The organism is Streptomyces sp. NPDC039736 (assembly GCF_055596485.1).
In genome coordinates, this window is record NZ_JBVIUQ010000003.1 from 211,217 (window position 1) to 223,755 (window position 12,539).

Below are 12,539 nucleotides of genomic sequence, written 5' to 3' on the forward strand. Positions count from 1 at the left end.
GTCCGCTGATCCCCCCTCCCCCTCCCGCCCGCACCAGCCCTCCTGGCCACCCCGTACACCAGCGGACCGGTGGAGCAGCAGCCCGCCCCTTACCCGGCCCGCCCCGGTGGCACGGAAGCGGGACGCCCAGGCGTCAGGTGCGCAGGACGCACATGCGGTCCGTGACGTCCTCGACCCTCCTGCGGTCCGGCCGCACCCGGGCACCGGGCGTCCCGATGTCCAGGGAGCCCAGGAGCTGTTCGTCCGGGCCGATGCCCAGCAGCTCCCGGCTCCGCTCGCTCCGGCACCACCGCCCCTTGCGCCAGACGCTGCCGAAGCCGCGGGCGTGCAGCAGCAGCATCAGGCCGTAGGCGACGTTGCTCGCCGCGGCGAGCTGCTCCCACTCGGGCACCCCGCTCTCCGCGCTCGGCGAGAAGACGAGCACCGCCTTCAGGGGCGCCCGCACGGACTCCTCCCCGGCCGGGGCTCCTTCCGCGGAGTCCCCGCGGTCCTCCGCGTCGGCGCCGAGCCGGTCGCCCACCGCCGCGAGTTCCGCGTCCCGCAGCAGGATCCAGCGCCACGGGCGCAGTCCGCCGTGGTCGGGGGCGGCGGCAGCACCCTTGAGCAGGTAGGCGAACTCCTGGTCGGAGGGTGCCGGACCGGCGAGTTCGTGGATGCTGCGGCGCGTCAGAATGGCCGTCATGACGTCCAAGGCAGGTACTCCTCAGTACGGATCCGGGTACGGATGAGGCTGCGGATGCGGGCCCGATGCGAAATCGGGCACGAGTACGGCTAGGACGCGTCCCCGGACTCCTTGAGGAGCACCAGTTCGCCCTTGCCCACGGGCAGCAGGACTCCGGAGAAGTCGTCCGACGCCTCGACCAGCTTGTTGAACTCCTCCAACTGGTGGGCGTGCGAGACGGCGTTGTCGATCACGAGCAGGCAGCCGTCCGCGAGGATCCGCCGCAGCGAGTCCCACCAGCCGACGTACTGCGCGCGGTCGCTGTCCAGGAAGAGGAAGTCGTACTCGCCGGCGTCGCGCCCGGCGATGAAACGGCCCGCGTCGTCGGTGACCTGCCGGATGCGGGAGTCGAGTCCGGCGCGCCGGAAGTTGTCTGCGGCCATCTCCGCCTTGTCCTCGGCCAGTTCGACCGTGGTGACCGTGCCGCCCTCGCCCACGGCGTCGGCGAGCCAGAGCGTCGAGTAGCCGTTGGAGGTGCCGATCTCCAGGACGTTGCGCGCCTTGCACGCCTTGACGAGCACCGCGAGGAACGCGCCGGTGTCGTGCGTGATGTTGAGCATCTTCCGGCTGCGCTCGTCCGTGGACGAGTCGTTGGCCTCGCCGAATTCCTCCAGCTCGCGCAGTAACTCGGTGATGGCCTGTTCCATGATGTGTGTCTCCTCGTCAATGAACTGGTCCGGTGTCATGCGGCAAGATTCTGGACCGTGATGTAGAGGCCCAGCAGCACCAGGGCGGTACAGAGTACCGTGTGGAACTTTTCCTCGGGAATGCTGTGGCGGATCTTGTTTCCGAGCGACATTCCCAGAAATGCCGGCACCAGGGCCGCCGCCGACATGAGGAGGAGGTTCGCCCCCAGGAGGTCCTGGGTGCGCAGCGACCACGCCAGGGAGACCGTCGACAGCGTGAACAGGATCCCCATGCCCTGGATCAGCTGGTCCCGCAGCAGACCGATCGACTGGAGGTAGAAAACACCCGGCACGGCCGAGGATCCGGTCATTCCGGTAAGGAATCCGTTGACCGCTCCGAGAAGGACGCCGACCGGGTGGTTCCACCATTTTCCCCTGATGTTCACCCGCAGTCGGAAAAGGCCGAGAATTCCGTAGACGGCGAGCCCGACGCCGAGCAGGGCGGACATCACATCCGCCCGGAAGTAGCTCAGCGTCAGGGCCCCCGACAGGGTGAACACGGTGGCGGCCAGGAGGAACGGCCAGGTGAGCCGGACGACTCTCCGGCCGTGGCCGCCCCGGACCGCCTGGGCCACGTTGGTCAGGAACGTCGGGATGACGATCAGCGCCTTGGCGGGCTCGATGCCGATCGTTGCGGTGAGCACACCGAGCACGACGGGCGGCAGGCCCAGACCGGTCAGTCCCTTGAACAGGCCGCCCACGAAGAACGTGAGGACGATCAGTGCGAAGGTGGTCGGCCCGAACGAGAAGGGAGCAGCATCGGTCACGGCTGGACGGCGGCCCTCGGGTGCTCGGCCGCGATCCCGCGGTCCACGAAGCAGCGCAGCGCCTGCACCACGTCGCCCTGTTCCTCCTCGGTCAGGACCTCGGGCCTCTCCACCGCGAAGTGTTCGGCGAGCTTGCGGATGTCCCCCTCGCGGTTCTCGATGTACACCTCGGCGTCCGCCACGTGCGTGGCCTCACGGTCGGCGACCTTTTCCGCGAGCCCTTCGGCGGGCGGTACGAAGTTGATGTCGAACGCGCCGATCTGGAGAAGGACGTACCGCGAGTGGGTTCCGACGGGTGCTCCGTTGACGAACCGGTGCTTCTTCGTGCGGGGCACCTGGAAGACCTGCCCGGGGTGCACGGTGAACACCTCGCCGGTCTCCGGGAGTTCGATGGCTATCTGCCCCCGGGAGCAGTACACCATGTCGGAGACCTCGTTGTGGAAGTGGTAGGGCACCGCTTCGTGATCGAGGTTGAAGACGCTGACCCGCAGACCGTCCTGGTAGTGGAACTCTTTCATTTCCATGGTTCAGCTCCGTGTTTCGGTGGTGATCAGCTCTGAGTCGTCCGGGACGGCGGTGCTCTCGGGGTTCCCGGTCTGCTGCGGAATGCCTCTCGCGGTTTCGGCCCAGTCGGCGGCGACCTGTTCGGCGGCTCTCACGAAGGCCCCGGCGTAATTGTTCTCGGTCTGCCAGAACCTGACGGGGGAACCGTACGACGACAGGTGCGGCGAGGGGCCGGTGATCCCTCCCACGCGCCGGGTCACCCGGTAGTCGCCGTGCGGGTCGAGGGCGAGTCCGCCGGTGGCGTAGCCCGCTTCCTCGTGCCGCACGATCTCGCCCCGCCGCAGCAGGTTGCGCACGAGGGGCGAGGGGTGGCGCTCCAGGCCGAAGTCGTGTGCCTTGGCCCGTACGACGCAGTCGGCCCGCAGCCGGGACCGCTCGCCGTCGGCCGTCTCGTAGGCGATCACGAATCCGCCGTCCTCGTCCACGCCGACCGGCGGGTCGGCGTAGCCGTGCCGCACGGTGGACAGGACCCCGGCGTCCATGAGGGCGAGCAGCTTCTCCGCGTTGGCCGTCGGCATCGGTACCGCGGTGCGGATGAAGTGCGTGTCGAAGTGCCGGTCGTACAGGGCTTTGTCGGCGGACGTCAGTTCCCGGTAGAAGCACATGCGGCGTGCTTTCAGGACGAGCGTGTAGACGAGGTTGCCGTGGCGTGCGTCATGGAGGTCGCTTTCGAGCTTCTCCCTGGCCGAGGCGAAGCGGGGCTTCTCCACGTCGTGCCACCCGAGCGCCCCGCCGGTCGCCCGGCGCAGGTCCTTGTCCAGCAGGTCCAGCACGGGTTCGAGCCGCAGTCGCCCGCGGTTCTCGCTCCGGATGCCGGCCAGGGCGTCCGGGGTGAGATGGTGCAGTTCGTGGCCGGTGAGCGGGCCCCGGACGGGCGGGAAGAAGCCGGAGCGCGACCCGACGACGATGTGCAGGGGCTCCGTCCCCCCCGCCGTCGGGGCGGGCCGGTAGGAGTCGACGTGTCCGTCGGCGGTGTACGTGAACGCGCCCTCGTCGCACAGGGTCATGACGGCGTCGATGCCGCTGGGCCCCATGCCCTGGACGTAGACCCGCGGACGGCCGCCCGCACCGCGCCGCGAGCGGACGCGGTCGGCGACGGCGGGCAGGATCCGGCCCGGCGGATAGGGCGCCGCGAGGTACCCCGGGTGTTCCGCGAGCGGGTCGCCCTGCGCGGACTGCCAGTGCCCGGTGCTCAGCAGCACCCGATCGAGCCCGTCCAGGTCGAACTCGCGGCCCGTCGCCAGGTCGCGGAGCCGTACGGAGAAGCCGTCCCGCGCGCTCCACCCGTCGACGGCCTCGTGCTCCGTGTACTGCCGCACGTCGATGCCGTGCTCCCGGGCGATCCGCACCGCGTCCTGGAACCGGTGCTCCAGGTACAGGCCGAACAGGGCCCGCGGATAGAACTCGCCGTTCTCCGGCCGCCATTGCTCCAGGTCGATCCCGGGGTGGGTCTCCAGGACGAGTTCCGGGTGATCGGCGACGAGGCGGGGCTTGTTCTCGGCGAGCCAGTCGACGAAGTCGTTGCCATGGATGCCCATGGTGCTCGCCTCGTTGTTGCACCGGTGCCCGAGTTGGGCGTTGTCCTTGGCGTAGGGGTATCCGGGGCCGCTGACCGGCCCCCGCTCCACCGTGGCGATCGAGACCGCCGGGCGGGAGAACGGGGACCGACGGCCGGGAGCGGTCAGTTCTCGGACCAGATGCCACAGCGCGCAGGTTCCGGCGAATCCGGTGCCGATGACGCAGTACCTGACAGTTCCCACCGTGTTGGCTTTCAGCTCAGGTCTCCAGACGGCTGAGGGCACCCCTGATGCGTGTGCCGGCTTGGCTCAGGGTGGAACCCGTACGGCCGCAGTTGATCCGTACGTAGTGGTCGAACTCCTCCTCCTGGGCGAAGTGGTTGCCGCAGATGGTGGCGACCCTCGCCTCCTCCAGCAGGAACTGGTCCGCCGTGACGTACCCGTGCTGCTGGTAGGCGTGGGCGTAGTGCGACAGGTCGACGAAGAGGAAGTAGCCGCCGTCGGGGGGCCTGACCCGCAGTGCGGGCACGGACTCCAGTTCGCGGAGCATGACCTCCAGGTTCGCCCGCGCGGACCTGGCCCGTTCGGTGGCCACCTCGTCCATGTCCGGCTGGAGCGCGAGGTGCGTCGCGACCTGGCCGTAGGTGGAGGCGAACGACGTGAGGTTGACCTGGGCACGGGCGGCGGCCTCGACGATGTCGGGCGGTCCGCACAGGTAGCCGATCCGGTCGCCGTGCATGCCGTACGTCTTGCCGGGGCCGGTCACCGTCAGCGTCCACGGCCGCATCGGGGCGGGGGTCCCGTCGGGGAGGGTGGCCTCGATGGCGGCGAAGGTCCGGGCGCGCTCGCCCAGGACGTGGGCCTCGTAGGGGCAGTCGAACAGGACGTAGACCGGGCTCGCGCCATCGGACTCGCGCCGCTGGTTGTGCCGGGCGAGAACCTGGGCGAGCGCGGAGAGCTCCTGCGTGGAGTAGATCTTGCCGGTCGGGTTGACGCAGTCGCCGAGCACCACGATCTTGGTGCGGTCGTTGAGCGCCTGCTCCAGGGCCGGCGCCGTCAGCCCGTCCTCGGCCGTGACGCGGACGGTCGTCGGCACGGCCTCGTGGAGCAGCACCATGTCCGGGTAGTGGGGCCAGTTGGGCACCGGGACGACGACCTCGTCGCCCGGGTCCAGCAGGGCGTGGAAGGCCACGGAGATGGAGCCCTTGACGCCGCCGGGCGTCACCAGGATCTCGTTCTCCGGGTCGTAGGAGATGTCGTGCAGCCGGTTCACGCGCGCCGCGACGGACTCCCGCAGGAAGGGGAATCCCTTGATGGGGGCGAACGCGTGGAGCACCTCGGGCCGCGTACGGATGAAGTCGATCACGCCGCGGTCGATCCGGGGGTCGGCGGGTGTGTCCAGGGCACCGATGCTGAGGTCGATGACCTGGTCCTCCGGGGCGAGCGTGCTGTTCATCGCCAGGAGTTTCGCGGCGGTGCCGTGGGTCACCGATTCCGGGATGTTCAGGACGGCGCGGGAGATTCCTCGGTTCTTCTGCACAGTCGTGCGGTCTACCTCTCTGGAGTCGTGCGGGCAGCCTCGGGGAACCGCGGACTCAGTGGGTGACGGCCTTGTGCATCGCGTTCCACATGCGCAGCTGGACGTCCAGCGTCTCCGTCGCGGCGGCGGCGATGGCCGCCACGTCCGCCTCGCTGCGGCAGTTGTTCACCACGCACTTCTTGGCGTCCGCGGCGTGGCGTTCCTCGACGCCCGCGTCGCCGACGTGGACGTTGAAGTAGACCTCGACGTCGTGGACGAACTTGTCCTGCGGCAGGTTCTTGTTGGTGTTGCGGAACGCCGTGCGGCAGATCTTGAGCATCCGGTCGGCGTGGGACTCCAGGGCCATCGCGACGCCCAGCATGCTGTGGTAGCCGGCCGACAGCAGGTCCAGCGTGCGCTGCCGGTACTCCAGGGTCTCCGGGATGACGAGCTTGCTCTCCCGCGCCTCCTTGACCAGCATCGGAGCCACCCCGAACTCGACTTGGCCGTGCAGGTTGTGGGTGTTCTCCATCAGCACCTCGTGGCAGTGCGCCCGGTTTCCGTCGCCGGTCTCCTCGTTGAGAATGTGCGAGAACAGGACGAGGGTGTCCATGTCGTCGTGGGCCGCGGCCTGGGCGCACACGTGGGCTATGCCCTTCACGGTGCCTTCGGTGCGGTGGTAGAAGTTCGCCCGGTGGAAGTCGAACGTGTCACCGGTCCAGGGCGTTCCCTCAAGGAGCTTGAAGTACTCGTTCTCGTAGACCGGGTGCCGGTCCAGGTCGTCGATGAGCGTGGTGACCGAGTCGTGGATAGCCGTGCTGGGAAACGTTGTCATTCGTGTGCCCACTCTGTCTTGAGGCGCGGTTGACTGACGGAACGACTTTGCCGAGCAAATGGAACGGGAGCGCAACTGGTCGACGCACGGATCGGACCGGGGGAAGAAGGGCTCCTCCACCCGTTTCCTTGCGGACCCGGATGAGTGCTGCACCGTTCCTCCACTCGTCGGCGTGCCCGCCGCCGACCCGTCACGACCATCCTGACGGATGGATCTTGGGCGCCACAGGACGGAAACTCGCCATTGCCAGCACAGAAGCGGGCCGGGCGGGCGCACGGGAGAGGTGTACAGGAGGAGCGGGACGCCTGGTCTGCGGAAACGAATATGCCCACCACCTATCAACAACGCGATTCAGGACAGGATCGCCGTGGGGATCAGGACACCGCGCGTACGGAGGCCGGCGGGCGGAGAACTCCCTTCACCCGCACGCCCGTTCTTCGCGATGGCGATCGTGCGACGGCGACACCGGGCCCCAACTGCGGGTTTCGCTGGCCGGTCGGAGTGGCGGGAGGTGCGGACACCTGTACGACCATCGGATGCGCGACCGATCGTCCCGATCGCGCCCTTGCGAGCGATTCGAGCGCCGTCATCGCGGAAGCCGGGCGTCCGGACGCTTTGTGGAGGGGCACCCGGGCCCCGGCCCGCCACTCCCCTCACGCCTCCGCCGGGGCCGTCAGCCGGGCCTCCGGCAGATCGGTCCGGGCCGGGGGCCCGCCCGGCGGTCCGGTCCTACCTCAGCGCACGGCCGAAGGGGTGCGGGTCGTTGCGTGGGGAGACGTACGTGAGGACGGCGGGCAGGGTGCCCGTCATCGGCAGGTACGGGATGTCCGGGTCCGAGTGCTGCCCGGCCACCGACACCGGGAGCAGGCCGACCCCGCGCCGGACGGCGACGGCGTGCAGGGACTCCTCGATGTTGGCGGCCTCGCCGCCGTCCTGAATGTTCTCGTGCACGGGGAGCCGGCCGCTGGGGACGGCGCCCGCGTAGTACAGGGCGAGTGCCTCGTGCCCGCTGTCGTGGCGGCTGTTCCTGCTCGCCGCCCGGGACGGGCCCGAAGCCACAGTACGTCGGCGGGCCTGCCGGACACCCGAAAGGGAACATCACCGGCCCGCGCGGCACTGTGGCCTCGGGACAGGCCACCGTCTCCACCCCGTGTGCACCGCCCTGTTCGCCCGGCGCGCGACAGTGCCCTGGCGAAGGCAGCGACACATCGGCCGCTGTCACACCCGGCCATGACCAGGTTGCGTTCGACGACTCAGGAAACCGGTTGGGCGCGCTGCGTCCGAACGCTCAGGGTCTCCTCCGAGGGCCACCTGGTCAGGAGACCCGCAACTCTCGGCATTGGCCCAGCAAGAGCTCCACATTCCGGATCATGCGCAGGCGCCGCATGGGATTTTGTCCCGTCTTCATCGTTGGCGAAGGAACTGCCGTTGCCCAAGGGCTCCATGGTGCTCCAGAGTTTCAAGAAGTTCGCCACCTTGCCGCAGCGGCCGCGAGTACGATCTCTTTCTGGCCTTCTCATGGAGCAAAAGTAGAAGTCTTTTTGGCTGTTCCGGCTTGTTCCTGCTGGTGTTCTCGGCCGGGAAGCACCCATATCCACACTCGACGACATTCAGGGGTTCTCGAACGCGGATACGCCACGTATGGTGGTCGTCAGTTTCCGGGATAGCCACCGCCGTCCATTCGGGCCACGTAAAACCATCCAGTACTTCGCACCGGGCGACGATGCGCGCCAAAATGCCTGCGGGGAGGAAATTATACATGGCGGCCACTTCATTTCTTGACGCGGTCGGGGCGAATGTAGCCGATCATGTACGCGCCAACGAGTTCCTCTCCCTGGCGCGCGAAGGGAAAATCCGCACCGAGCATCTGAAGCGCTTCGCCCTCGCCGAATTCCAGTCGCAGGAGGCGGAATTCACAGCCTACGGACTGTTGCTTTCGCGCTTCCCCCACGAGGTTCCTGGCGGATTCTTCTCCTTTGTGGCACACGAACTCATGCAGGCACGCCACCGCATGGTCTCAGGGGCCGCCTCCTCTCTGGGTCTTTCCCCGGACGAGATGCGCCGGGCTCCCGTCACCCGGCCGGTGCGGCGGTTTACCGAGTTCATCTCATGGGTGGCGCTGCACGCGGGGAGCGCGGAGGCCGCGTTGACAGCGCGAACGGATTTCGCTCTGTGGTGCAACAGCTGCGCGGAACTCGCTGACGTACTGCGCGACGCCGATGACGTGCCCGAGGAAGTCGTCGCCTACATCGATGCCTATCGCGACAACCCGCCCGAGGTGGCCGACGGTGTGCTCCAGGTCATCGAACACGGCCTGGCCCAAGGCGAGCCCCGAGACTGGATCACCCGCAGCGCGGTGCGCATGGACCCTGCCCTGCGCGCATGGTGGCACTCCGCAGCCGTGGACGGTGCCGGGGCCGGGTGGTGAGGCACCCACGAGGTGGCTCGTCCCGGCGGTCCGGCCGAACGCGGCCGGACACCTCCAGCCCCTCGGGTCCGTCCACGGGCGGCTCCTTCACGTGTCAGACCGGAGGGCATCGAGGCGTATGAGGAGGCTGGGTGCGGTGACCGGAAACCAATCAACGAATCCGCCTCGCAGGCCGCCGCCCAGTCCTGGCCCGACGCCGCGCGTCGCCGCGGATCAGGTGCGGAACAGCACCTCCCGAACACGGCTCCGCGCCTGCCTGACCGAACTCGAAGACGTGCTGCACCGCCCCGGATTCGGCACCGCGAGCACCACGCTGGGAGCGGAGCTGGAGCTTTTCCTGGTCCACACCGACGGCTCCCCGGCTTTGTTGGGCGACGCGGTGCGCACCGCGGTCGCAGACAAGCGGATCGCCCCCGAAGTGAACCGCTTCCTTCTTGAAGTGAATGTGACGCCGGTACGAGCCGCCGGCGGCCCGTTTCGCACCATGGCCGCCGAGAGTGACGAAGTGTTGGCCAAGATCGCCCACGCTGCGTCGACGTATGCCGCTGCACCGGTCACCCTCGGCAGTCTGCCCACTCTGACATCCGCCGATGTGGGGCCCTCGGCACTGTCGCCGCACCCCAGGTACAGAGCTCTCGAGCGCGCCTTCACGGCAGGGCGTGCGCTCCCTTTCGCCTTCACTCTCGACGGAGCAGAACCCACCACCGTGCACGCGCGGTCCGTCGCGGTCCAAGGATTGTCCTGCTCATGGCAAGTCCATCTGTCAGTCGCTCCTCAGACATTCACCCGCACCTATAACGCCGCGCAACTCGCCATCGCGCCCGTACTGGCTGCAGCGTGCAACTCCTCGTTGATGCTTGGTCGGCGGTCATGGCAGGAGGCGCGCATCCCCATGTTCGAGCACGGCTTCGGCGACCGCTCACACGACGCCCGACGGCCTCCACGGGTCGCGTTCGGGCCCAGCGGGCGGTGGCTGGCCGGGGGTGTGCGGCAGCTCTTCGAGGACGCGGTGCGCCATTACGACGTCCTGGAACCGGTCGTCTCGGACGTACTGCCGTGCCCGGACGTGACGGACTCTGGTGTTCCGAGTCTGCGGGAACTGCGCGACCACATGAGCACGGTGTGGTGGTGGAACCGGCCGGTCTACGACCCCTCCGGGCACGTGCGCATTGAGTTTCGCGCGCTGCCCTCCGGCCCGACCACCATCGACATGGCGGCGAACGCCGCCTTTCTCGTGGGCCTGACCACAGGGCTCGCGGAGCAGGCAGACGTGGCGGAGCTCTTGCCGTTCGCCCACGCACAAGAGAACTTCTACCTCGCGGCGAAGTACGGTTTGGACGCACAGCTGTGGTGGCCCTCATCCGTTGGCGCTCCACCCACCCGTCGGCGGGCCGCCGATCTGGTCTGCGGGTTGGTGCCGCTCGCCGCCGCTGGTCTGGCCTCCTTGGAGGTCGACAAGGAAGAAACCGAGTCGCTGCTCGAAATCATCCGCGCACGTGCGACCACCGGCAGGACCGGGGCGACCTGGCAGGACCGGACTCTCATGGCGTTCGAGCAGCACGTCGATCGAGCAGAAGCCCTGCGGATGCTGACCCGCGCCTATGCCGACCTCGCCCGTACCGGCGCTCCTGTGCACACGTGGCCTGTGCGCGCTCACCGCGGATCGTCGCCCCGCGCTTCTCCGTAGCCGCCGCCACGAGGTTCCCTTCGTCCCGATCCGAGTTCGCCCCCGGTACGCAAACGAGGTCTCGATGAGTGCGCAACCGCCGCCGCCTGCCGATCTGCAGGTCGACTTCCCCTTCGACTACGCCGCCCACGTGGTCGGCGACCGGCGTATCGGTCGCTTGCCCGAAGCGGCCCGGGGCGCGCCAGTGGCGGTCATCGGCGCCGGTGGCAGCGGTCTTGCCGCCGCATACGAATTGCTGCGCACCGGCTGCCGCCCGCTGGTGTACGAAGCGGAACGCAGTGCGGACGGGCCCGGAGGCGTTCGGCTGGGCGGGCGGATGTACTCCCGGCGGCTGCACAAGGATGACAGCGCCGTGGTGGAGCTGGGCTGTATGCGCTTCCCCGACTCCGCGCGCTTGCTGTGGCAGTACGCGCAGATGTTCGGCCTGCACTGGGAGCCCTTCCGCGACGACTACGCGGCCGGAACCACGCCGATCACCGCCCTTGAAATCGACGGAGTACGCCACCTGGTCCGGGAGATCACCGACTTGTATCCCCTCGACGAGGAGATACGCCATGCCCACACCCGCTGGCTGGACGCGTTGACCCGCTTGGGCCTGGACCAGCTCCAGCGCGACCTCGCACGGCGCGACCTGGGCGCTGTGCGTCGCCGCTGGCAGGAGGTGGTGCGCAGGTACGAGCAGTGGACCTTCTACCGTTTCCTGCGCGAGGACGAGGGTGCCGGGCTCACCCACAACCAGGCCAGACTGCTGGGCACCACCGGCGTGGCTCCTGCGGCATGGGACACCTTCTTCGGGCTGAGCCTGCTGGAAACGCTGCGGCTGGTGCTGACCTCCGAGGGCAGCACTGCGTACTACCCCCGCGAGGGCATCAGCGCACTCGCCGAAGGATTCTGGAGCTACCGCACCACCGATCCCTCCGGTCGATCCACCAGCCTGGAAGAGGTCAACGGCGGCACACCACGTCCTGCGGTCACTGCCGTCGTGGTCGACGAGGACCCCCGCCGCGGTGCCGTGGTGCACAGTGCTGACGGGCGCGGCGAGCGGGTGGCCGCCGTGGTGCTGACCCCCCAGTTGAACGTGCTGGAGACAGCGATCGAACTGCGTTCCGCCTCCGCAGGCCGTTCTCCTCTGGGCCCCAGGATGTGGCGTGCGGTGCGCCGGCTCAGCTACCGGCAGTCGTCCAAGACCGCGCTCGTGGTGGACGAACCTTTCTGGCAGGGCACCACCCTCGACGGTGTCACTCTCACCGACCGCCTGCCGCGCGCCTGCTACACCTTCGACTACGGTCCCCCTCGCGCCCCCGGTGGCCGGACCGCCGTTCTGGATCTGAGCTTCAGCTGGGGCCGGGATGCCGTCAAGGTGTCGGCTTCCTCCCAGCAGGAACGCGTCGAACTCTTCGTCCGCGACCTCGCACGCATCCACCCCGAGATCGCCGGGGAACTGCGGCGGCAGGCGGACCGTTCTCAGGCGGTCACCATCTCGTGGGAGAACGAGGCCCACTTCCGCGGTTTGTGCCGCTTCTCGGCGCCGGGCGAGTACCCCTATCAGCGGGACCTGTTCAGCCATTTCATGAAGGACTTCACCGGACGGCCCGCTGTACCGGGTGAGCCGCCCAATGCCCTCTTCTTCGCGGGTGACGACACCTCCTGGTCGTCGGGTTGGCTCGAACACGCGCTTGCCTCAGGACTCAATGCCGCCTGGGGCGTCGTCCGTCTGCTCGGCGGTCGCTGTGAACCCGGCAATCCGGGCCCCGGAGACATGTGGAACCACCCTGACTACGCCCCTGTCGAGCTGTGACGAGCAACACGGTGGCA

Annotated in this window: 11 protein-coding genes; 3 read left to right on the forward strand and 8 right to left on the reverse strand. The window is 68.6% G+C overall.

Features of this window, described 5'->3' with window-relative positions; translation table 11 throughout:
• Window positions 1-133: 133 nt before the first annotated feature.
• From ACZ56L_RS10380 to ACZ56L_RS10415, 8 genes are all read right to left on the reverse strand, one after another.
• Window positions 134-682: a nitroreductase family protein gene (locus ACZ56L_RS10380; protein WP_401762813.1), complete on the reverse strand. Its 549-nt coding sequence runs from the start codon at window positions 680-682 to the stop codon at window positions 134-136.
• 89 nt (window positions 683-771) lie between these two features.
• Complete coding sequence (locus tag ACZ56L_RS10385; protein ID WP_401762816.1) at window positions 772-1,368, reverse strand: O-methyltransferase; 597 nt, start codon at window positions 1,366-1,368, stop codon at window positions 772-774.
• 35 nt (window positions 1,369-1,403) lie between these two features.
• Complete coding sequence (locus ACZ56L_RS10390; RefSeq protein WP_468685453.1) at window positions 1,404-2,174, reverse strand: sulfite exporter TauE/SafE family protein; 771 nt, start codon at window positions 2,172-2,174, stop codon at window positions 1,404-1,406.
• Window positions 2,171-2,698 (reverse strand): cupin domain-containing protein, encoded by a 528-nt coding sequence (locus ACZ56L_RS10395; RefSeq protein ID WP_468685456.1) that lies wholly within the window; start codon window positions 2,696-2,698, stop codon window positions 2,171-2,173. Before ACZ56L_RS10395 ends, ACZ56L_RS10390 begins: the two co-directional genes overlap by 4 nt.
• A 3-nt stretch (window positions 2,699-2,701) precedes the next feature.
• On the reverse strand, window positions 2,702-4,498 hold the full coding sequence (locus tag ACZ56L_RS10400; RefSeq protein ID WP_471063095.1) for an FAD/NAD(P)-binding protein: 1,797 nt from the start codon (window positions 4,496-4,498) through the stop codon (window positions 2,702-2,704).
• Between the two features lie 16 nt (window positions 4,499-4,514).
• Window positions 4,515-5,795 (reverse strand): pyridoxal phosphate-dependent aminotransferase, encoded by a 1,281-nt coding sequence (locus tag ACZ56L_RS10405; protein ID WP_345219266.1) that lies wholly within the window; start codon window positions 5,793-5,795, stop codon window positions 4,515-4,517.
• A 55-nt stretch (window positions 5,796-5,850) separates the two neighbouring features.
• Window positions 5,851-6,609 (reverse strand): iron-containing redox enzyme family protein, encoded by a 759-nt coding sequence (locus tag ACZ56L_RS10410; protein ID WP_345219265.1) that lies wholly within the window; start codon window positions 6,607-6,609, stop codon window positions 5,851-5,853.
• 729 nt (window positions 6,610-7,338) lie between these two features.
• On the reverse strand, window positions 7,339-7,668 hold the full coding sequence (locus ACZ56L_RS10415; protein WP_471063097.1) for a hypothetical protein: 330 nt from the start codon (window positions 7,666-7,668) through the stop codon (window positions 7,339-7,341).
• A 700-nt stretch (window positions 7,669-8,368) separates the two neighbouring features.
• Between ACZ56L_RS10415 and ACZ56L_RS10420 the strand changes: the two genes are divergently transcribed.
• The 3 genes from ACZ56L_RS10420 to ACZ56L_RS10430 all read left to right on the forward strand — a co-directional run bounded on the left by ACZ56L_RS10420 (window position 8,369) and on the right by ACZ56L_RS10430 (window position 12,522).
• A complete protein-coding gene (locus ACZ56L_RS10420; RefSeq protein WP_471063099.1) occupies window positions 8,369-9,037 on the forward strand; it encodes a hypothetical protein in 669 nt (222 codons plus the stop codon).
• A 136-nt stretch (window positions 9,038-9,173) separates the two neighbouring features.
• Window positions 9,174-10,724, forward strand: a complete 1,551-nt coding sequence (locus tag ACZ56L_RS10425; RefSeq protein ID WP_471063101.1) for a glutamate-cysteine ligase family protein — start codon at window positions 9,174-9,176, stop codon at window positions 10,722-10,724.
• A gap of 64 nt (window positions 10,725-10,788) precedes the next feature.
• Window positions 10,789-12,522, forward strand: coding sequence for a flavin monoamine oxidase family protein (locus tag ACZ56L_RS10430; protein ID WP_471063103.1), 1,734 nt, complete (start codon window positions 10,789-10,791; stop codon window positions 12,520-12,522).
• The last annotated feature ends 17 nt before the right edge of the window (window positions 12,523-12,539 follow it).